17 protein-coding genes are annotated in these 20,350 nt (G+C 63.1%); 10 read left to right on the forward strand and 7 right to left on the reverse strand.

Annotated features, from left to right (window positions below; translation table 11 throughout):
- Positions 1 to 261 precede the first annotated feature (261 nt).
- Positions 262 to 3,180, forward strand: a complete 2,919-nt coding sequence (locus D5261_RS09965; protein ID WP_119324641.1) for an insulinase family protein — start codon at positions 262 to 264, stop codon at positions 3,178 to 3,180.
- 72 nt (positions 3,181 to 3,252) lie between these two features.
- On the opposite strand, the gene D5261_RS09970 is transcribed toward D5261_RS09965, so the two are convergent.
- From D5261_RS09970 to D5261_RS09980, 3 genes are all read right to left on the reverse strand, one after another.
- On the reverse strand, positions 3,253 to 3,942 hold the full coding sequence (locus D5261_RS09970; RefSeq protein ID WP_119324640.1) for an SDR family NAD(P)-dependent oxidoreductase: 690 nt from the start codon (positions 3,940 to 3,942) through the stop codon (positions 3,253 to 3,255).
- Positions 3,943 to 4,023: 81 nt separating this feature from the next.
- Positions 4,024 to 4,902, reverse strand: coding sequence for an SDR family oxidoreductase (locus D5261_RS09975; RefSeq protein ID WP_119324639.1), 879 nt, complete (start codon positions 4,900 to 4,902; stop codon positions 4,024 to 4,026).
- A gap of 387 nt (positions 4,903 to 5,289) precedes the next feature.
- Positions 5,290 to 6,180 (reverse strand): SDR family oxidoreductase, encoded by an 891-nt coding sequence (locus D5261_RS09980; RefSeq protein ID WP_119324638.1) that lies wholly within the window; start codon positions 6,178 to 6,180, stop codon positions 5,290 to 5,292.
- A 123-nt stretch (positions 6,181 to 6,303) separates the two neighbouring features.
- Between D5261_RS09980 and D5261_RS09985 the strand changes: the two genes are divergently transcribed.
- Together D5261_RS09985 and D5261_RS09990 are read left to right on the forward strand one after the other, a co-directional pair.
- Positions 6,304 to 7,131 (forward strand): helix-turn-helix transcriptional regulator, encoded by an 828-nt coding sequence (locus tag D5261_RS09985; protein WP_119324637.1) that lies wholly within the window; start codon positions 6,304 to 6,306, stop codon positions 7,129 to 7,131.
- A 1-nt stretch (position 7,132) separates the two neighbouring features.
- Entirely contained in the window at positions 7,133 to 7,903 is a 771-nt protein-coding gene (locus D5261_RS09990; RefSeq protein ID WP_301002460.1) for a hypothetical protein, read from the forward strand.
- A 164-nt stretch (positions 7,904 to 8,067) separates the two neighbouring features.
- Here D5261_RS09990 and D5261_RS09995 read toward each other — a convergent pair whose 3' ends face one another.
- The 3 genes from D5261_RS09995 to D5261_RS10005 form a co-directional block, all read right to left on the reverse strand.
- The gene (locus D5261_RS09995) at positions 8,068 to 8,343 is read right to left on the reverse strand and encodes a hypothetical protein (RefSeq protein ID WP_119323790.1); all 276 of its coding nucleotides are present in this window, start codon (positions 8,341 to 8,343) and stop codon (positions 8,068 to 8,070) included.
- A gap of 126 nt (positions 8,344 to 8,469) precedes the next feature.
- Positions 8,470 to 10,293 carry a FixH family protein gene (locus tag D5261_RS10000; RefSeq protein ID WP_119323789.1) on the reverse strand — a complete coding sequence of 608 codons (1,824 nt, stop codon included), beginning with the start codon at positions 10,291 to 10,293 and terminating at the stop codon, positions 8,470 to 8,472.
- Positions 10,294 to 10,390: 97 nt separating this feature from the next.
- Positions 10,391 to 10,882: a hypothetical protein gene (locus D5261_RS10005; protein WP_119323788.1), complete on the reverse strand. Its 492-nt coding sequence runs from the start codon at positions 10,880 to 10,882 to the stop codon at positions 10,391 to 10,393.
- A gap of 20 nt (positions 10,883 to 10,902) precedes the next feature.
- On the opposite strand from D5261_RS10005, the gene D5261_RS10010 reads away from it, so the two are divergent.
- Both D5261_RS10010 and D5261_RS10015 read left to right on the forward strand, forming a co-directional pair.
- Positions 10,903 to 12,393: a dihydrolipoyl dehydrogenase family protein gene (locus D5261_RS10010; RefSeq protein WP_301002461.1), complete on the forward strand. Its 1,491-nt coding sequence runs from the start codon at positions 10,903 to 10,905 to the stop codon at positions 12,391 to 12,393.
- 54 nt (positions 12,394 to 12,447) lie between these two features.
- Positions 12,448 to 12,738: a hypothetical protein gene (locus D5261_RS10015; RefSeq protein ID WP_119323786.1), complete on the forward strand. Its 291-nt coding sequence runs from the start codon at positions 12,448 to 12,450 to the stop codon at positions 12,736 to 12,738.
- A gap of 4 nt (positions 12,739 to 12,742) precedes the next feature.
- Here D5261_RS10015 and D5261_RS10020 read toward each other — a convergent pair whose 3' ends face one another.
- Positions 12,743 to 13,546: a helix-turn-helix domain-containing protein gene (locus tag D5261_RS10020; protein ID WP_119323785.1), complete on the reverse strand. Its 804-nt coding sequence runs from the start codon at positions 13,544 to 13,546 to the stop codon at positions 12,743 to 12,745.
- 159 nt (positions 13,547 to 13,705) lie between these two features.
- Here D5261_RS10020 and D5261_RS10025 point away from each other — a divergent pair, with 159 nt between their 5' ends.
- The 5 genes from D5261_RS10025 (at position 13,706) to D5261_RS10045 (ending at position 20,311) form a co-directional block, all read left to right on the forward strand.
- Positions 13,706 to 14,581: a type II secretion system protein gene (locus tag D5261_RS10025; RefSeq protein WP_119323784.1), complete on the forward strand. Its 876-nt coding sequence runs from the start codon at positions 13,706 to 13,708 to the stop codon at positions 14,579 to 14,581.
- 249 nt (positions 14,582 to 14,830) lie between these two features.
- Positions 14,831 to 16,501 carry an alpha-L-fucosidase gene (locus tag D5261_RS10030; protein WP_125206231.1) on the forward strand — a complete coding sequence of 557 codons (1,671 nt, stop codon included), beginning with the start codon at positions 14,831 to 14,833 and terminating at the stop codon, positions 16,499 to 16,501.
- A 25-nt stretch (positions 16,502 to 16,526) separates the two neighbouring features.
- A complete protein-coding gene (locus tag D5261_RS10035) occupies positions 16,527 to 17,489 on the forward strand; it encodes a phytanoyl-CoA dioxygenase family protein (protein ID WP_119323782.1) in 963 nt (320 codons plus the stop codon).
- A gap of 276 nt (positions 17,490 to 17,765) precedes the next feature.
- Positions 17,766 to 19,268 carry a sugar ABC transporter ATP-binding protein gene (locus tag D5261_RS10040; protein ID WP_119323781.1) on the forward strand — a complete coding sequence of 501 codons (1,503 nt, stop codon included), beginning with the start codon at positions 17,766 to 17,768 and terminating at the stop codon, positions 19,266 to 19,268.
- An 8-nt stretch (positions 19,269 to 19,276) separates the two neighbouring features.
- Positions 19,277 to 20,311: an ABC transporter permease gene (locus D5261_RS10045; RefSeq protein WP_165864508.1), complete on the forward strand. Its 1,035-nt coding sequence runs from the start codon at positions 19,277 to 19,279 to the stop codon at positions 20,309 to 20,311.
- Positions 20,312 to 20,350 lie beyond the last annotated feature (39 nt).

Below are 20,350 nucleotides of genomic sequence, written 5' to 3' on the forward strand. Positions count from 1 at the left end.
TTTTTACCCGGAGGGAAAAGAGGCGCTCATAATTATTTTCCTTGAACCCTCGCCGCGAACCGTGGAATATTTCTCTTCAACGGCGTGACGAGAGTGAACGGACAATCATTACGAGGCGGGGGAATAGGGCTGTCCTCGCTCTCATAGCTCTGTGTTACCCAAAGAACGGCCTGGAACCATCTTCCCGAGTCGTCTCGTTTATGTTACAATACGCCTCGGGGCGCTTCCCCGCGCGATTTGTATGGATTCAGAGGAGATCTCATGACGACTACCCATGGATTTGAACTGCTGCGTGAAGCAGAGGCGCCGGAGCTGAAGAGCAAGGTGCGCTTGTATCGCCATGTCAAGACAGGCGCCGAGTTGCTCTCGATCATAAATGAGGATGATAACAAGGCGTTTGCGATCACCTTTCGGACTCCGCCGGCGGACTCCACCGGAGTCGCCCATATCCTGGAGCACTCCGTGCTGTGCGGCTCGCGGAAGTATCCGCTGAAGGAGCCGTTCATCGAACTCGTCAAGGGCTCGCTGAAAACTTTTTTGAATGCGTTCACGGGATCTGCTGAGACATACTACCCAGTCGCAAGCGTCAATACACGTGATTTCTACAATCTGGTGGATGTCTACTTCGACGCCGTCTTCTATCCCAAGCTGACCGAGCACATCTTTCAGCAGGAGGGATGGCACTACGAACTGACGGATCCGGCGGAGCCGCTGATCTACAAAGGCGTTGTTTTCAACGAGATGAAGGGCGCCTACGGCTCGCCGGACACCGTGCTTTACGACGCCGCCGAGCGCTCGCTGTTTCCCGATCACGTCTACGGCGTCTCCAGCGGCGGCGACCCGAAAGTGATCCCCGATCTCACCTACGAAGGGCTGAAAGCGTTCCACGAGAAGTACTATCACCCGTCGAACTCGCGGATCTGGTTCTGGGGCGATGACGATCCGGATGAGCGGCTGCGCCTTTCCAACGAATATCTGAGCGAGTTCGACGCGCGTCCCCTCGATTCGCTCGTTCCCACGCTGACGCGCTGGACCGAGCCGCGCCGGCTGTCCCAAACCTACGCCGTGGGCGCGGGCGGGGCCGAGCCGGGCCGGGGCATGCTCTCCATCAACTGGGTGCTCACCGACGACACCGTCGATTTCCAGACGGATCTGTCGCTGGACATCCTCAAGCACATTCTGGTCGGCACGCCGGCGGCGCCGCTGCGCAAAGCGCTGCTGGAATCGCGGCTGATCGAGGATATGGGCGCGGGCGTTTCCGACGGCCGACAGCGCGCCTGGCGAACGGGGTTCAAGGGCGTCGATCCCGCGAACGCCGATCAGGTCGAGACCCTCATGCTGGACACGCTGCGCAAGCTCGCCGACGAAGGCATCGATCCGGACGCCGTCGAAGCGGCGATGAATACGGCGGAGTTCAGCCTGCGCGAGCTTAACACCGGCGGCTTCCCGCGCGGCCTGATGGTGCTGTTCTACGCAATGAGCAGCTGGCTCTACGGCCGCGACCCGATCGAGCCGCTTCAGTTCGAAACGCCGCTGACGGCGATCAAAGAGGGCGTGGCGAAGGGCGGATACTTCGAGAGCATGATTCGGGAGTACTTCCTGGACAACGCGCATCGCACGACGATCGTCTACACGCCCGACCCCGGCCTCGCCGAGCGCGAAGCCGCCGCCGAACGCGCCAAATTGGAGACGATCAAGGCGTCGCTGTCCACCGAGGAGCTCGCCGCGATCGTCGACGAGACGAACTATCTCCAGCAGCTTCAGCAGACGCCCGATACGGAAGAGCAGCTTGCAACCCTGCCGCGTTTGACCATCGCCGACCTGGACCCGAAGGTGAAGATCGTCCCGACCGAGGTGAAGACCGAGGCGGGCGTCCCGGTCTACCATCACGATCTGTTCACCAACGGCATTGTCTATCTGGATCTGGGATTTGACCTGAAGGTCCTGCCGCAGGAACTGCTTTCTTACCTGCCGCTCTTCGGCCGCTCGCTTCTGGAGATGGGTACGGAGAAGGAAGACTTCGTCCAATTGACCCAGCGCATCGGCCGTAAGACCGGCGGCGTTTCGCAGCAGCTCTTCACGAGCTCCCTGCGCGCCGCCGAAGGCTCCGCCGCGCGTCTCTGGATCCGGGCAAAGGCCACGCCAGCGCAGGTTCCGGACCTGACGGCGATTGTTGGGGATATTTTGCTGCACGTGAAGCTGGACAGCCAGGATCGGTTCCGGCAGATGGCGACGGAGGAGAAGGTCCGGCTGGAAGCGGCGGTCGCCTCCAGCGGTCATGGCTTCGCGGGACGGCGTCTCGCAGCGCGCTTCACGGAATCCGGCTGGCTGGGCGAGCAGATCTCCGGCATCACCTATCTGTTCTTCATCCGGCAGCTTCTGGGCAAGATCGACAGCGATTGGCCGTCGGTGCTGGCGGCGCTGGAGGAGGTGCGCAGCACGATCCTGCGGCGCAGCCTCGCCGTGGCGAACGTCACGACCGACGCCGCGAACTACGCCGCGCTTCAGCCGCATCTCCAGGAGCTCGCCCAGGCCCTGCCGGACGGCGCCGCGCCTAAACCCGCCGAGTGGGACCGCGTGGCCGAGTGCCTTCCCGAAGCGTTCACCGTGCCCGGCCAGGTCAACTATGTCGCGAAGTCCGCGCGCCTGACCGAGTTCGGCTACGAGCCGTCGGGATCGGCGAACGTCATCACCAACTTCCTGCGCACCAGCTGGCTCTGGGAAAAGGTCCGCGTCGAAGGCGGCGCGTACGGCGGCATGTGCGGATTCGATTCACTCTCCGGCGTCTTCAGCTTCCTGTCGTATCGCGATCCGAACATCGTCAAGACCCTGGAAAACTACGACGGCAGCGCCGGTTTCCTGGAGAATCTGACGCTGAGCGACGCCGAGCTGACCCGCAACATCATCGGGACGATCAGCGATCTGGACAGCTACCAGCTTCCCGACGCCAAGGGATTCAGCGCCACCCTGCGCGCCCTGATCGGCGAAACCGACGACCTGCGCCAGAAGCGTCGTGACCAGGTCCTCGCGACCACTCTGGACGACTTCCACGCCTTCGGCAAAGTGCTGGAAACCATGAATGAGCAGGGCCAAGTCGCAATCGTCGGCGCTCCCGAAGCGATCGTCGCCGCCAACAACGAAATGGGCGGCTACTGGGTGCGCACGACGAAGGTGCTGTAAGTGATGAAGCCATAGTGAGAGCTTGTTTACAAGCTCTCACCATGGCTCGGAATCGCAGTGTCGCCCCGCCCCTTAGCTCATTCGCGCGCGAACCTCGCCACGACCTTGGTAAAGCTCCCAGAACTTATCCGCGACCGTTGCGGGGTCGAGGGAATCCGCGCTTTCCCACGCCGTCCCCTTGATGGTGCCCGCGATCGTAATCTCGCCCACATAGATTCCATCCCCCTTCAGCCGCTGCGACAGCAAACCGACGAGTTTGTGCTTCGCCGCGTTGGCGAGCGCGACGCCCATGATTTTCAGATTGGCGGCGAACTCGTCCATTTGCGGAGTCGTTTCGCCCAGGGCGCCGTTTGTGACGAGGATGGCGCCTTCGTGCGCGTCCTTCAGATCGGGGAGCGCTTCCTGGACGGCGCTCAGCAGACCGACGATGGCGACATCGAAGACATCTCGCACGGCTTCCGGGTCCGCAGTCACGACATCTCCCACTTCTGAGCCGCTGAAGGCGTTCCAATGAATGACGGTAATGGGGCCAAGTTCGGCGCGCGCCCTGGCGATGGCGGCGCGAATGGCGGCGGCGTTTCCGGCGTCCGCCGGAAAGGCGGCGGCCTCAATACCCACCGCCTTGAGTTCCGCGACGCCGGAGGCGAGGCGCTCTTCGCTGCGCGCGACAAGCGCGACGGAAAAGCCCTTCGTCCCAAACTTCCTGGCGACGGCGGCCGAGATTCCCGGACCGAACCCAACGACGACGATTGTCTTTGACATGTCTGCTCCTCAATGATGCGATTCGTTTCGTGCATTTTACCAGCAACGCTGTACAGCACAAGGCCGCGCCGCTGCTCCCGGTCAATAACCCACTTGATCGAGATCCTCGATCAGCCCAGGCCCGCTCGGCCGCCACCCCAGCCGCTCCTGTGTCAGCGCGCTCGAAGCCGGCATGTCGTGTCCCACGAACATTCCAAGCCAGCCAAAGTGTTCGCCTGCCTCCTCGGGAGACAGAGAGACCGCCGGGATCTTTAGCCCCCTCCCGAGAGACTCTGCGATTGCGCGCGCCGATACTCCCTCTTCCGCGACCGCGTTATAACGAGCTCCTGGGGTCCCCTTCTCCAGCGCCAGTTTGTAGACCTGGGCGGCGGCAAAGAGATGCACGGCGGGCCAGCGGTTGAGTCCTTCGCCCACATACGCCGCGACTCCCTTCTCACGCGCCACGGCGATCAGAGATGTGATCAGACCTTGCTTGCGTGTGTCGTGGACCTGCGGAAGGCGCACTACCGATACATGCACGCCCTGAGCCTCCACGGCCGCCGCCGCGAGTTCCGAAGCGACGCGGGGAACCGGGGAATTGGGCGCATCGTCCTCGGTCGTGGCCCGCCCCGGCGTGTGGGCGGCCGCAGTCCCGGAGGTGATCACCAAGGGCCGATTCGAGCCGACAAGCTCCCCGCCCATTGCCTCAATCGCGCGCCGATCAATTTCGCAATTCTCCTGGAATTTTGAGAAATCGTGGATAAACCCCAGGTGAATGACGCCGTCCGATTGGGCGGCGCCGCTGCGCAGGCTGTCCAAGTCTTCCAAATTGCCTCGGTGCGGCTGCGCGCCAGCGGCGGTCAGCGCCTCCGCGCCCGGGTCCGAGCGCGTGAGTCCAAGAACCTGATGCCCGGCGGCGATCAAGTCGCGTACGACAACGGAGCCGATAAATCCGGTTGCTCCGGTAACAAAAACACGCATGGTGAATTTTCTTTCTGTGGGGTGAGTGCGATTATGTACTTTGACAAGTTGCCGGCGGTTAATGCGGATTGCCGATTTAATAACGCAATCGAGGCAAAAGAACGTCGGCAAATCAGGAGCCGGCGATTGAAATCGCGCCTGCAAGAGCGCAAAAGTCCCCCTGCGGGGACTACATGATCCATGACGGCGTCGACGAGCATAGTCGCGTTATAAGGCGGTATCGGTTAGGACAATGTAACCCACGAAGGTGGGTTTCTGCGCTCTTGTAGGCGCGGTTTTAACCGCTGGCCTTAATGTTTGCGCCGCGCGAATGCGTCATCAAATCGTCAAAACGCATCATTCGCCGGCCTTCCTAAGCGCATTGCTCTCCGAGAGAATCAAACGCATTCAGCCCCCAAAATAACTCGGCCGGTCAAGATCGGCGATCAGGCCGGGCTGCGTCGGCTCCCATCCCAGCTCTTCGCGTGTTCGCTCGCTCGAAGCAATGTTGTCGATCGCCGCGAAATGCGCGAACCATCCGAAGTATCCGGCGGCTTCCTCGGGGGATTTGCTGACGACGGGGATGCTCAGGCGGCGGCCGATCACGCCGGCGATGTCCCGGAACGGCACGCCCTCTTCGGCGATCCCGTGATAGCGGGCGCCCGCGCGTCCCTTTTCAAGCACGAGTCGGTAGAGGCGCCCCGCGTCGAGGCGGTGGACGGCGGGCCAGTGGTTGAGACCTTCGCCCACATACACCGCTTCGCCCTTTTCACGGGCAAGACCGATCAGAATCGGTACGAAGCCGTGGTCGCCGTCGCCATGGACCGACGGAGGAAGGCGAATCGCCGACGCGCGCACGCCCTGCGAAACCAGCGCCAGGGCCGTTTGCTCCGATACGCGCGGGATCGCGGAGGTGGGGGGCGCTTCGGTTTCTTCGGTCACGCGGTTTCCCGGCGACAGGAGACCCGTTCCGGAGGTGACGATCAAGGGCCGGTCCGATCCGGCAAGCTCAGCGCCAAGCGCCTTGATGGCGCGCTCATCGATCTCGCAGTTTTCTTTGAACTTCGAGAAGTCGTGGATGAAACCGCAGTGGATAACGCCGTCCGATTGGGCCGCGCCGCTGCGCAGGCTGTCTAAGTCTTCCAAATTGCCTCGGTGCGGCTGCGCCCCGGCGGCGGTCAGCGCTTCGGCGCCGGCGTCCGAGCGCGTGAGGCCGATCACTTCATGGCCCGCGCCGATCAGTTCCTGAACGACGGCGGAGCCGACAAATCCTGTTGCTCCCGTAACGAATACACGCATGGTGAAGCCTTTCTATCAAAACAGAGGAGTTTCGCTGGCCCAGGGCCAATTTCTATTATGTCGCCGTGGCGTTTCCAGTAAAAGCCGTGGCGTTATACCGGTATGGGAACTAACAGGCTAACCATGGCGAACTCAAACGACAATCTGCTCGGCAACTATCTTAAGAACCGACGCGCGAAGCTGGACCCATCGGCGTTCGGCTTTACCTCGACGCGGCGACGAACGCCCGGATTGCGGCGCGAGGAAGTCGCCCAGCGCGCCAACGTCAGCGCGACCTGGTACACATGGCTCGAACAAGGACGGGGCGGGACGCCCTCGACCGATGTCCTGGACGGAATCGCAAGCGCTCTCGCGCTGACGGCCGACGAGCGCGAGCATCTCTTCCTCCTCGCGCAGCACCGGCCGCCCGAAGTGCGCTACCAGGAGGCCGAAGGCGTGACGCCGCAACTACAGCGCGTGCTCGATTCGATGGAGTTCAGCCCGGCTATTGTCAGAACGGTGGCGTGGGACGTTATTGCCTGGAACCACGCCGCAATGGCGGTGCTGGCCGACTATGAGACAATCCCGCCGGAGCAGCGCAACATCCTGCGCCTCTTCTTCCGCAATCCGCGCGTCCGCAACAAGACGGTCGGCTGGGAAAAAGAAGCCCGCGCGGTCGTGGCGGCGTTCCGCGCGGACGCCGCCCGATCCGGAGTGTCAGAACGCATTGAGGCCCTGATCGACGAAATGATCCAGTCCAGCCCCGAATTCCAGGCGATCTGGAGCGAGCATGACGTTCAAGCTTACGGGGAGGGCGCCAAACACTTCCACCATTCGACGGCGGGCCCCCTCACACTCGAGTACTCAAACTTCAAGGTCGATGGACGCCCCGACCTCGGCCTCGTAATCTTCACTGCGGCGACTCCGGCGGATGCGGAGTGCATCCGGTCAATTATCCGAGGCCGAGTTTGAGTTGCGATCCAAAGCTCCCGGTTATGAAACCCGTGCCTGGGAGGGCTTCGCCCTAACCGTCCGTGCCTGGGAGGGCTTCGCCCTAACCGTCCGTGCCTGGGAGGGCTTCGCCCTAACCGTCCGTGCCTGGGAGGGCTTCGCCCTAACCGTCCGTGCCTGGGAGGGCTTCGCCCTAACCGTCCGTGCCTGGGAGGGCTTCGCCCTAACCGTCCGTGCCTGGGAGGGCTTCGCCCTAACCGTCCGTGCCTGGGAGGGCTTCGCCCTAACCGTCCGTGCCTGGGAGGGCTTCGCCCTAACCGTCCGTGCCTGGGAGGGCTTCGCCCTAACCGTCCGTGCCTGGGAGGGCTTCGCCCTAACCGTCCGTGCCTGGGAGGGCTTCGCCCTAACCGTCCGTGCCTGGGAGGGCTTCGCCCTAACCGTCCGTGCCTGGGAGGGCTTCGCCCTAACCGTCCGTGCCTGGGAGGGCTTCGCCCTAACCGTCCGTGCCTGGGAGGGCTTCGCCCTAACCGTCCGTGCCTGGGAGGGCTTCGCCCTAACCGTCCGTGCCTGGGAGGGCTTCGCCCTAACCGTCCGTGCCTGGGAGGGCTTCGCCCTAACCGTCCGTGCCTGGGAGGGCTTCGCCCTAACCGTCCGTGCCTGGGAGGGCTTCGCCCTAACCGTCCGTGCCTGGGAGGGCTTCGCCCTAACCGTCCGTGCCGGGGAGGGCTTCGCCCTAACCGTCCGTGCCGGGGAGGGCTTCGCCCTAACCGTCCGTGCCGGACGGACAAAATAGGCTATTGTCGACGGGTTTTCATTTGTTTGTCCAGCACGGACAATTAGCCGAAGGCTTCCCAGACGTGGATTTTACATCCGCGTTTCCTCTTTTCGAGGCCGCCTCCCAAACAAAAACACCGCCGGGGCAACTCCCCGGCGGTGTTTTGGTCACTCTCGATCCCACTAACTGTTGACATTTTCTTTGAGCGGCGGCTTTTCCTGGCCGTAAAACTGTGCGGCGTCAACATCCTCGGCGCGCAGGTCGTCGTGCGGCAAGGTGGAGCCGGGCTGCTGGCCGGGCGGCGTGTGCAGGACGAGGTCTTCTTCGACTTTCGAGACATTTGCGCTGTCAATTTGGTGCTCCGAGTCGTAACGCTCGGCGGCTTCGGTTTGACGCGCGCCGTCGTATTTACGATATGGGTCCTGCAAAACTTCCGGCTGCGTGGTTTCGTCCGTCATGAATCCGTTTCCTCATTCTTCCGCAGGACCGGCAACCCCCGAAGCCGGCCCTGCGATTTTTGCGCCCCCGCGCCTTACACCTTGAGTCTACCCTGGGAATTCGTGGGATAAACACAAGCGGCGCGATTATCGCGCGACGCTGTAGGTGAACGCTTTGGTGAGGGGTTTTGCGGCGCCGGGAGCGATGGCGCGCACGGTCACGCGCCATGGGCCGGCCATCGAGAACGTCGGCTGAGCGGTGTAAGTTCCGTCCCCATGTCTGGTGAAGGTGAGATGGCTGGTCCCCATATCCATGCTCATCATCTCCACATCCCCCGTGACGGTTGCGTCCGTGAACGGCGCGCCCGCGCTGTCTGTCAGCGTCACGGTCATGGCGTTCTTTTCGCGCGCTTTGGGCGGCGCCGGAGCGATCGTCGCGGTGATCTTTGCGATTGTCTCGGGCGCCGCGGCGGGCGCAGCCGGCGTCGGAGCTGGCGCGGCGGGCGGCGTTTCCGGCATGGGCGCTGCTGGGGTGGCGGGTGCGGCTGGTTCGGCGGCGGGGGGCGGCGTTGCCGGGTGGTTCATGTCCGGCATGGGCGCGGGGGCAGGCGGAGTCATTGCCGGCATGGAGGCGCCGTCCGTGTCCGATGGGGCGTCCGGCGCCATTTTGTCCATCTTATTCATCTGGATGCGCGAGGCGCGCAGGCGGAAGAAGATCTGGAACGAGACGGGAGAACCAGTCCCGTAGTATGGATCGAGCGCCGAGGGTTTGGTGTTGAGGGTGACGGCCGCGCCGAGGCCCGTATCGATACCCTTGCCGTGCGTCAGATCCCGGACATATCCCGCTGTGTATTCGCCCAGATGGAACTTGCGTTCATGAAGAGCTTCGTCGGGAATGACAAGTTCGTGGCCGGATTTTTCGATATTCTCGATGCGTGTGAAGAACGTATTCGCCTTGCGCTGATAATCCGCCTCGAAGAGATAGGAATTCGTTTTGCCCTCGCCCTCTAAGTCGTTGCGTCCCCAGACCAGCGCCGTGGTGAAGTTGGCGTCCTCGCCGAGCGGCTTGTTGTAAAGCCAGGAGGCCGTCGTGCGATGCTGATCCGAGCCGTCGCCCTCGGCGTTTTTGACGAACCCGTACGAGACCTGGTAGGCGTTGTTCTTGTCGGGGTTATAGGACACACGGCCGCTGTGCGAATCCATGCGCGGCCGGTCGAAGTTATAGCGGTCCTCGTTGGGCTCTCGCCCGGTGAAGACACTGCCTTCGACCTTCACTTTGCCGCCCAGATTTAGCCCTGCGGTTGCGACGCCGAAGGTGACATGGGTGGCGTCCTGCCAGTGGTGCCCGATCGGCGCGTCGCCGTAGTCGTAGGCGAGCAGCCGGTGCATGAAGGTCGGCGGGCCGAGGGCCGGCTCGCCGGGGTAGGCGAGGTAGAGATAAGCCGAGGCGCCGCCGCCGAGCAGGCGCGAATAGGTGGCGGACAGCTCATCGAACAGGTCGTGCGGATGCTGGCGGTCGTGCAGCGGCTGTCCGCCCCAGGTCTCGCCCGTCTGAAAGAGCAAGGGATAGCCGTAGCCGCCTTCAGTGATCGGATCGAGGCTGACCATCGCATGCAGGCCGATCTGCGACTTCGCATCCAGCGGATGCGAGTACATGCCCATCAGCCAGTTCGGCGCGTCGAACTTCTCCGCGCCGCGTTTGGAGTTTGTGCGAATATAGCGCGGCATGATCGCGCCGTGGAGCATCACCATGTCGCCATTGGGCTTCATCCACATCTTGCCGTACATCGGCGTGGAATCCGGAAGCCATGACGTCCCCGAGCCTTCGCGGCTCATGGGGTCGTTCAGATCGGTCGCCGAGGACATGGACATCGCGCCCATGTCCATGCCGGGCATGTTCGTCGGCGCGGCGTGCGCGCCGGCCGCCGCGAGAATCGCGGCGAGAGTCGTAAGTGCGTATTGAGGTTTCATAATAAGCTCGTAAAATAAGACAGATCGCTCCCTCCCTCCCGAGTTCTTGGGAAAGTGAGAGGGAATGAAGGCGGACAAATGGTGATTTGAGAGGATGTTACGCGATCGGCGGCGCACGGAGCGAGGGCGTGGAAAGAATTGAGGAGAGGACAAATGGGCCGGCGCGCGGCGGACCGCGGCGCTGCTGGGTTTCGCTGAGAATGTTGGCGTGCGCATGCGCGAAGGACGGCGGCGCGAGGATATCCAGCGCGGGCGGCGCGATCTGAGGCGCGCTCGCGTTTTGCCAGGCGGCGGGCAGGGTGGGGATGGAGTGCAGGCAGGCGCAGGGCGCCGCGCTGATTGCCGCGCCGGCTGACCGCGACACCCCGTTGCGCTTCTGGCAGCAGGGCATGGGCGAGGTCATCTGGGCATGCGCGGACATCGGGCAGACGCCCGCCGACGGCGTGGATGCGGCCATGGCGGCGCAGGAGCCGCCGTGGGCCATCATGGCGCAGCGCGCGGCCCAGCCGGGCGTGAGGCCAGCGCCGCAGAAGAGCGCGGCGGCCAGCAGAAACGCAAATACCGTTGTCAGACGTCGATAAGCCCGCATATATTCCTGTTATACCACCTTTGCCCGGAAAACCGAGACGAGGAATATCAGAGGAAAATTCGCGTCTCTCAGGTAAAATAAGCGCGATGCAAATGTTTGATGTCGGCGTCATCGGGGCGGGATCGGCGGGTCCGAAGGCGGCCCGGACGGCGGCGCGCATGGGCGCGTCGGTGGTGATCTTTGAAGAATCGCGCATTGGCGGCGAGTGCCTCTACACGGGATGCGTCCCGTCCAAGGCCCTGCTCCACAGCGCGACCCTCTGGAACCGCATCCTGCGCGCCCCCGAATTCGGCCTGCCCCAGTACGAAGGCGCGGCGCTCGACTTCGGCGCGGTGATGGCGCACGCGCGGCGGACAATCGAGCGCGTTGGCGCGGGCGACGCCACGGAAAGCTTCACGCGGGCGGGCATCGTCACCGTTTGCGAGCGCGCGTCCTTTGTCGATCCCAATACCGTCATCGCCGGCGCTCACGGTGAGCGGTATCAGGCGAAGCAGTGGATCCTGTGTACCGGGTCTCGGCCGTCGATCCCCAATATCCCCGGATTGGAAGACGCGGGCTGCGACACCAACCGAACGGTCTTTGGCTGGACGGATCTGCCGCGCCGAATCGTCGTGATCGGCGGCGGTCCCATCGGCTGCGAGCTCGGCCAGGTCTTCGCGCGCTTTGGCGCGCAGGTGACGATCATCCTTTCGGGCTCCCGTATTTTAGAGCGTGACGACGCCGACGCCGCCTGTGTCGTGAGCGAAATGCTTGCGAAAGATCGGATCGAGCTGCGCCCCAAGACCACGATCGAACGTGTCGAGCGGCGCGGCGGCGAGAAGGTTTTGCATCTGCGGGGCGGCGGCGAGATCGTCTGCGACGCGATCTTAGTCGCGGCGGGGCGCCGCTCCAACACGGAAGGCGTAAACCTGGAAGCCGCCGGCGTGCGCCTCGCCGAGCATGGACGACTGAAGACGGATGGCGCGCTGCGCACGAATGTCCCGCACATCTGGGCGGCGGGCGATGTCGCCACGGAGTACAAATTTACGCACGCCGTGTCGTACGAAGGCGCGGTCACCGCGACCAACGCCGTGAACGCGCTGCGCGGCGAGCCGCCGATCAAAGCCGATTACCACGTCGTCCCGCGTGTCACCTATACCGACCCGGAGCTGGCGAGCGTCGGCCTGACGCCCGCCATGGCGCGTCAGACGCACGGCGCGGAGATGATCGATGTGTCGCGCTTTCCGTTCGACGCTTTGGACCGCGCCATCATCGACGGCGCCACGGAAGGCTTCGCGCAGATCGTTTCGCGCCATGAGGACGGCGCGATCATCGGCGCGCAGATCGTGGGCGAGCATGCGGGCAGCCTGATCAGCGAGATCTGTCTGGCGATGCGCTCCGGCCTCTGCGCCGCCGACATTGCGCTCACAATGCACGCCTATCCGACGCTCCCCGAAGCCGTCGAGGCCGCCGCCGACGGCGCCGCGCACGCGCCGCTGTCGCCGAACATTCCGCGCGCGATGACGGATTGATTTTTTGAGACGCCTTTACAGGAAATAGACCACGAGGGGATATCCGCAATCATTATGGCAAGCCGAGTAACCATCTACGGACAGTCGTCCGACGCCGATATCAAGCGCCTGAAGCGTGAGATGAACGCGATGTACGTCGAGTACGATTACGTCGACCCGACCAAGGACAAGCACGCCCAGAGCCGCTTCGCCGAATGGGGCGAAAGCATCAGCGGCAAACCCGTCGTCGAAGTCCTCCGCGAAGACGACGCCGGCAGCGTCTTCCTCAAGAACCCCGACGAACCCACCCTGCGCCAGTGTTTGATGGGCGAGGGGATTCTTTCGGTGACTTCCTACTGGCTGTAGGGACCTACTCCAGCAGCCCCACTTTCGGCCGCTCCTCTTCCCGTAGTTTGCGCGGTGACCGTCCTAGATAGTGCCGGACGAATTTATTGAAGATCTGCGTGTCGGTGATCCCGATGCTTGCGGCGACGGCTTTGATCGGCAGCGGGGAATAGATCAAGAGGTGCTTGGCCTGGGCCACGCGGCGGTGCTGGATGTACTCCAGGGGCGTGCAGCCCTGCGCGGCCCGAAAGAGTCGTGTGAAGTGGTTGTGGGAGATCTCCTGGTCTTCGGCCAGGCGCTGGACGCTGAGCGGCTCGTGCAGGTTGGAGTCGATGTAGATCAAGGCGCGCTGGATGACGGCGGGCGTCACCTTCGGCGGCGCTTCGGAGCTGGAAACGTCCGCCATCCGCCATAGAATATCCCAGAGGCGGACGCCGGAGCGCAGGCGGTTGATCGGCCAGAATCGCACCGCCTCGCGGAAGCTTTCGACCATCGGCTGAAAATCGTCCTTCAAGTCCACCATCGCGGGAACCCGGTAGATCGAGCCGCCCGCCGCCATGGAGAAGTGGGCGTAGTAGTGCGGCGAGCGGCCGAAGAAGTGATAGAACGTCGCGGTTCCCGGCGGCGTAATCCCAACATACCCCGGGCGAATCGGGAGAACCTGCCCGCCCACTTCAAGCTCCGCTTCATAGGCGTAAAAGTGGATACACCAGAGGTCGGGAAGGATGAAGTTCTCTTCTTTCTCGCGGCCGTGCGTGCTCTCCCCGATCTGTACGATGACGGGAGAAGACTCCAAAGACATATTCCAGCGCAGCTCTTGCCATTCCATGGTGAGAATTATCCACAAAAAATGGTTAATTCGGCCAATTGCCCCCGGATCGGCAATGCCTTATAATGGAACTCAAGCAAACGTCGTCACGGTTTATGTAACCGGTTTCATTATTCGGCGACGCCATTTGCGTTCGAAGTCATCAAAGGAGTACTATCAATGTCGCACCATTATTCCGTAAAGTCCACACATAAAGGCTTCACTCTGATCGAGCTGCTCGTTGTTATCGCTATCATTGCGATTCTCGCCGCTATTCTCTTCCCGGTGTTCGCCAAGGCGCGCGAGAAGGCGCGTCAGATCTCCTGTACGTCCAACGAGAAGCAGCTTGGCCTTGGCTTCCTTCAATATCAGCAGGACAATGACGAGCAGATGCCCTATCCCCCGGCGTCCGCGGGCGGTTTCGGGCAGGGCTGGGCAGGATTGATCTACCCGTATGTCAAGAGCGCCGGCGTCTTCGCCTGCCCGGATGATCCCACGCAGCCCGTCGCCGGCCGCTATAAAGAGTCGTACGCCATGAACGCCAACATGTGGCCGAAGGGCTCTACGTATCATGGGACCGGAACCAGCGCGATCGCTTCGCAGAGCAGCCCGGCGGCCACGGTTCTGCTGTTTGAAGTCCAGAATATCTCGTCCACGGGCGACGGCGCCTTTGGGGTCGATGTCACGAACCCAATCGAAGGGCAGTCGCCCGCCGGCACTGGCAGCATCAGCGGTTCGTCCGGCTCCACGGACGATGCGCGCCCGAACAGCAACTACAACCATGGCGTCTACGCCACCGGGAACATCGGCGGCTACACGCTGATCAACGCCACCGGCAATGGCCTGGGCATCCACACCGACGGCGCGAACTACCTGGCGTCGGACGGCCATGTTAAGTGGCTGCGTCCAAGCGCGGTGAGCGGCGGCATGCCGGCGGCAAGCGAAAGCGCGGTGGAAGTCCACGACGCCGGGGACAATGTCGGTACGGCGGCCGGCACCGGAAGCTTGACCCAGCAGAGCGGCGCCAAGGTCGCGATGACCTTCAGCCCGATCTAGCGCCGGGCAGGCGCGCTGAGCGCCGATGTTCGACGAAGGCCTTGCGAATCCGAGATGGCGTCTCATTCGCAAGGTCTTTGGCGGGACGGTGAGATTTATCCACAAAAACGGTGAGTCTCGTCAATTGCGGTTTTTCGTGGGCGCCCTTATAATAGAGACATCAAAACAGTACTGGCGGACAGTGTGATCGTCGTGTCTTTTGCGATCATTGCGATTTTTCTGTCCCAGGCGAAAAGGCAAGTGGATCCATTGTTAACGAAGCATTTTTGGAATACGGCGGCGGCGAGCCTGCTGCTGATGGGCGCCGCGCTGGCTGGACCCGCGCAGGCGCAGGGACCGGCCCAGACCGATCCGCACATGCAGTGGTGGCGCGACGCCAGGTTCGGCATGTTCATCCATTGGGGGCCGATCAGCGTGATGGGGCAGGAGATCAGCTGGAGCCGGTCCCCAGGCCCTGGCGGCGCGAACCCTGGCGGTATTCCGGCGGCCACGTACGACAACCTCTACAAGCAGTTTAATCCGACGAAGTTTGACGCCAAGGCGATTGTCGCGATGGCGAAGGCGGCGGGGATGAAGTATATCGTCTTCACCTGCAAGCACCACGACGGCTTCTGCGAATTCGATAGCAAGCTCACGGATTACAAGATCACGAATCCCGAGTCGCCGTACGACAAAGACATCGTCAAGCAGCTCGCCGACGCCACTCACGCGGCCGGCCTGCACTGGTGCGTTTACTACTCGCAGCCGGACTATCACAATCCCGACTTTCATGTGAACCAGGCAGCGTACGACCAATACTTCCACCGCCAGGTTCACGAGCTTTTGACGGATTACGGCAAAGTCGACCTGATCTGGTTCGATGGTCTGGGCGGAACGGCGCAGGATTGGGACGCCGAGAATCTCTTCCGCGAGATGCGGGCCGATAACCCCAATTTGATCATCAACAACCGGTGCGGGCTGCCGGGCGATTACTATACGCCGGAGCAGACGATTGGATCGTACGACGATCAAAAGCCATGGGAAACGTGCATGACGATCGGCGATCAGTGGGCGTATAAACCCGGCGACAACTATAAAAGCGCGAAGCAGTGCATTCAGACCCTGGCGCGGTGTGTCGGCGGCGACGGGAACCTGCTGCTCAATATCGGACCGCAGTCCGATGGCGCCGTCGATCCCACGCAGGCGAATCGGCTGCAAGCAATCGCCGGATGGATGAAGACGCACAGCGACGCCGTTGCCGGAACGCGCGGCGGTCCGTACAAGCCGACGGGCGATTACGTTTCGACGCGCAAGGGCGACATGGTTTATATCCATGTCCTGAACTGGAACGGCGAGGACATCCAGCTGCCGCCGCTGTCCCGAAAGATCGTCAAGAGCGCGCTGCTGGGCGGCGGTCGCATCGCGGTCCATCAGAGCGCCGACGGCGTGACGGTCCACATTCCCGCTTCGGCGCATGACGCCGCCGATACGGTGGTCGCGCTGAAGCTCGGCGGTTCGGCGATGGATCTGGCTCCGATCGCCCCCATGCCCAAAACGCCGCTCGCCACTTTGTCGGCATCGGATGTGTTCCGGAACGACCCGACCTACGCGGCGGGGATGGCGTTCGACGCCGACGAAGAGACGCGCTGGGCGACCGACGATGGGACAAAGCAGGCGACGCTGACGGCGACCTTTGAGAAGCCGACGACGGTGCAGGGGATCGCCATCAAAGAGGCCATCGAGGAGCGGGTTCAGAAGTTCGAGATCCAGTATCAACAGCCGGGCGGCTCCGATTGGATCACCGTGGCGAGCGGCGCCAAGATCGGCAACACCTACCAGGCGAGCTTCGCGCCGGTGACGGCGCGGGCGTTCCGCCTGAACATCCTGGACGCAACCGACGGTCCGACGATCTCCGAAATCACTTTCGTGACGGCGAAATAAACCACTGACGATTGAGGGGAAACGCATGAGCACATTGGCGATGAACACAAAGCTCTCGCAGGAACAGATCGCCCAGTTCCATCGCGAGGGGTATCTGATGGTGGGGGATGTCTTCACCGAAGCCGACCTCCAGCCCGTGATCGATGAAGTCAGCGAAGAGATCGATATCCGCGCGCGCGAGCTAGTCGCAAGCGGCGAGCTCTCTCAGACTTACGAAGGCGAAGATTTCGAGTATCGGCTGGCGAAGATCAGCGCGGAGACCGACAAGGTCGCTCTGGGGATCTGGAACGGCCAGCTTGCCGGTCCCGCCTTCTTCGGCCTGATCACCAATCCCAGCCTGCTGGATGTCGCCGAGCAGATCTGCGGCGAAGAACTGATCGCGAGCAGCGTCTACCGCCTGCGCCCGAAGATCCCCGGCCACCGCAACTCGGCGGTCCCGTGGCACCAGGATTCGGGTTACTTCGAGCCGTACTGCGACAAGGCGCTCGTTCTGACCGTCTGGCTTCCGCTGGTGAACGCCGACGCCTCCAACGGCTGCATGTGGGTTCTCCCCAAGACGCATCTGGGCGAAGTCGTCCCGCATATCCAGGCAAACGGCAAGCCTTATCTGGAAATCCCTGACACGCATCTGCCCGAAGGCGAGCCGCTGTGCGTCCCGGTCAAAAAGGGCGGCGTGCTGCTCATGACCAACAAAACCGCGCACGCGAGCTTTGAAAACTCGACCGACCGCGTCCGCTGGAGCATGGACCTGCGCTACCAGAGCGCCGCCCTGCCCACGAACGCAAATATCACCCGCCTGCCCGGCGAATCCGTCCCGTCGCCCGAGGACGGTGTCCCAATCGCCTGCTACCCGCCCGAAGCCGACTTCCTGGTGCGCAGCAAAGCGCGTCCGAACGAGATCGTGACCTCGGCGGCGGAGTTCCACCGCCTGCGTAACGAACATCTCGCGCAGCCGATGACGAACCGGTTCGCGGGGACCTGGGCTTAGAGAGGAAAATGCCCCTGGCCTCACTGGCTCGTCGGGTAGTTTTCACGTCGGCGTTTTACCCGAGTATAAAACTCGGGCCTTGGGAGTCGCTTCGCGACTAGGCGTCCGTGCCGGACGCAAATGCCGACTATCGAACGCTTGGCTCTTCGTCCGGGACGGACGATTAGCGGCTTTTGCCGCTCCCAAGGCCCGGCTTTTATAGCCGGGTAAAACGCTGACGTGAAAACCTACTCTGATGAACCGATGGGGACCCGGGGGCATCCTGAGAAGCACACTATGCCACCACTCGCCCTCCAGCTTCGCGGCGTCAGTAAACGCTATCCCGGCATGCTGGCCGTGGACGCCGTGGATTTCGACGTCCGGCCCGGCGAGGTCCACGCCTTGCTCGGAGAGAACGGCGCGGGGAAGTCGACGCTGGTCAGTTTGATCGCCGGGTCGTTTTCGGATTACACGGGCGACGCGTGGATCGACGGCGAGCGGGTGACGCTGCATACGCCGGCGGCGGCGAAGGCGCTGGGGATTGAGATGATCCATCAGGAGCTTAGCCTGGCGCCGCCGCTGAGTTTGGCCGAGAATTTACTCGCGGGCCAACTGCCCGCGAAGCGAGGAATTGTCGATCGGCGCGCGCTTCGGGAGGAGGCGGCGCGGCTGCTGCGGTGGGTGGGCGTCGATCTGGACCCGGATACGCGGGTGGAGGAGATCAGCCAGCCGCAGGCGCAGCTGGTGGAGATCGCGAAGGCGCTGGGCGCCAATCCCAAAATTTTGATCATGGACGAGCCGACGTCTTCGCTGAGCCGTGAGGAAGTCGCGCGGCTGTTTCGACTGGTGAAAGAGTTACGCGCCACGGGGCTCGCCGTGATCTATATTTCGCACCATTTGCCGGAGCTGGCCGAGATCGCGGACCGCGTAACGGTGATGCGGGACGGCAAAAAAGTCGATACGCTGGAGATGGGCGAGGCTACTCCGGAGCGGCTGGTGGAGATGATGGTTGGGGGCGTGGCGGCGGCGCTGTATCCGAAGCGCGCGAGCGCTCCCGGCGCGGAGCGTCTGCGGGTGGATGATCTGAGCCGGGCCGGCTTCTTCCACAACGTGTCGTTTGCCATGCGCGCTGGCGAGATCGTCGGAATCGGCGGGCTGTCGGGGGCGGGGCGCAGTGAACTCGCGCGCTCGATTTGCCGGATCGATCCCGTGACGCGCGGCCGGATCGCGATCGACGGCGAGCCGTCGCGGGCGAAGAGTTACGGGCAGGCGATCCGGGAAGGCTTCGCGTATTTGACAGAGGACCGCAAGAGCCAGGGATTGGCGCTGCGGCTGAGCGTCTCGGACAATATTTTGGGCGGCGTGATCGGGCGCCAATCGCGTTTTGGGGTTTATTCCTCGCGCCGAGGCCAGGGCGTCGTGCGGGAGATGATCGCCGCGCTGCAAGTGCAGCCGCCGGACGCCGCGCGTGAGGCGGGCGGCCTGAGCGGCGGCAACCAGCAGAAAGTCTTGCTGGCGAAGTGGCTGGCGACGAAGCCCAAGGTCTTAATCCTGGATGAGCCGACGCGGGGCGTGGATGTCGCGGCCAAGGCCGTGATCCATCAGGCGATTGTGGAGGCGGCCGGCCAGGGCGTCGCTGTCCTGCTGATCTCTTCGGACCTTCCCGAACTGGTCGGACTGTCGGACCAGGTGCTGATTTTACGCAAAGGCCGCTTGATCGGACGTTTGGACAAAACCGACTGTTCGGAGCAAGCGGCGCTGCTGGCCGCGAACGGTCAGGGAGCGCTGTCGCCGATATGAGCCAACCGATGAGTTCTCCCATTGTTTCCGAGCCGCATCACGATCGGGCCGCCGCTCGAGCCGCCCGGCTGCGCGGCGGCCGAACGGCCCCGCGATGGGTGAGCGCCGGCGGCGTCTTTCTGCTGGTCGCGGCGCTCGCCGTGCTCGGACGGATCCTCTCCCCCGATTTTCTCACGGCGGGCAATCTGCTCAATATGCTGCGCGCGGTGACGCTGCTTGGTATCGTCGCGATCGGTGCGACCTTTGTCACATATAGCGGACATTATGTCGATCTCTCCACACCTGCGATCATGGCGAGCGCCGGGATCGTGACCGTGGCGGCGCTGCCGCTGGGGATTGCCCCGGCGCTCGCATGCGGCCTGCTTGCCGGAGTTGCGGTCGGCGCGATCAACGGCGCCGTCGTCGGATACCTGCGCCTCAACCCGATTATCTGGACGCTGGCGATGGCCTCCATGATCGACGGCGCCATTCGCTGGGGATTCCATGGCCAGCAAGTGTATCCCAATGAAGGAACGGCGGCGGGGCGGATCATGGTCTCGATGTACGCCGCGCAGCTTCCCGGCGGCGTTCCGGTGATTGTCGCGGTCTTAGGCGCGCTGGCGATCTTAGGGTGGTTTCTGATGAACAGTACGGCGTTCGGCGCGCGCGTGCGCTTGGTCGGCGCGGCTTATGAAGCGGCGCGCATGACGGGCCTCGACGTTCGGGCGCTGGTCGCGCTGGCGTTTGTTGTGTCGTCGGCGACGGCCGCTGTCGGAGGGATCCTGCTCACATCGCTCAATAAAGTCGGCGCGGCCTATATCGGATCGGGATACGATTTCATGGCGGTCACGGCCGTCGTCATCGGCGGGGTGACCCTGAACGGGGGGCGCGGCTCGATCCCGGGCGCGCTGGGCGGCGTGCTCGTCATCGGCCTGCTGCGCAATATCATGACGCTAATTGGGATCGGGTCGTTCGGCCAATTGATCGTTCAGGGGATCGTGTTCATCGCCGCCGTCGGCGCCAGCGCCTATTCTCTGCGAAAGGCGGGCCGCGATGATTCGTGATCCTCTCTCGCCAATTTCCCCAAAGGTCCCAGCGCCAGC

Source organism: Capsulimonas corticalis (assembly GCF_003574315.2).
Classification (GTDB): domain Bacteria; phylum Armatimonadota; class Armatimonadia; order Armatimonadales; family Capsulimonadaceae; genus Capsulimonas; species Capsulimonas corticalis.

Excerpts from the sequence above, each read along its gene's own strand:
- D5261_RS09965 (WP_119324641.1), top strand. The coding sequence starts at position 262 with ATGACGACTACCCATGGATTTGAACTGCTGCGTGAAGCAGAGGCGCCG.
- D5261_RS09970 (WP_119324640.1), bottom strand. The coding sequence starts at position 3,942 with ATGTCAAAGACAATCGTCGTCGTTGGGTTCGGTCCGGGAATCTCGGCC.
- D5261_RS09975 (WP_119324639.1), bottom strand. The coding sequence starts at position 4,902 with ATGCGTGTTTTTGTTACCGGAGCAACCGGATTTATCGGCTCCGTTGTC.
- D5261_RS09980 (WP_119324638.1), bottom strand. The coding sequence starts at position 6,180 with ATGCGTGTATTCGTTACGGGAGCAACAGGATTTGTCGGCTCCGCCGTC.
- D5261_RS09985 (WP_119324637.1), top strand. The coding sequence starts at position 6,304 with ATGGCGAACTCAAACGACAATCTGCTCGGCAACTATCTTAAGAACCGA.
- D5261_RS09995 (WP_119323790.1), bottom strand. The coding sequence starts at position 8,343 with ATGACGGACGAAACCACGCAGCCGGAAGTTTTGCAGGACCCATATCGT.
- D5261_RS10000 (WP_119323789.1), bottom strand. The coding sequence starts at position 10,293 with ATGAAACCTCAATACGCACTTACGACTCTCGCCGCGATTCTCGCGGCG.
- D5261_RS10005 (WP_119323788.1), bottom strand. The coding sequence starts at position 10,882 with ATGCGGGCTTATCGACGTCTGACAACGGTATTTGCGTTTCTGCTGGCC.
- D5261_RS10015 (WP_119323786.1), top strand. The coding sequence starts at position 12,448 with ATGGCAAGCCGAGTAACCATCTACGGACAGTCGTCCGACGCCGATATC.
- D5261_RS10020 (WP_119323785.1), bottom strand. The coding sequence starts at position 13,546 with ATGGAATGGCAAGAGCTGCGCTGGAATATGTCTTTGGAGTCTTCTCCC.
- D5261_RS10025 (WP_119323784.1), top strand. The coding sequence starts at position 13,706 with ATGTCGCACCATTATTCCGTAAAGTCCACACATAAAGGCTTCACTCTG.
- D5261_RS10035 (WP_119323782.1), top strand. The coding sequence starts at position 16,527 with ATGAGCACATTGGCGATGAACACAAAGCTCTCGCAGGAACAGATCGCC.
- D5261_RS10040 (WP_119323781.1), top strand. The coding sequence starts at position 17,766 with ATGCCACCACTCGCCCTCCAGCTTCGCGGCGTCAGTAAACGCTATCCC.
- D5261_RS10045 (WP_165864508.1), top strand. The coding sequence starts at position 19,277 with ATGAGTTCTCCCATTGTTTCCGAGCCGCATCACGATCGGGCCGCCGCT.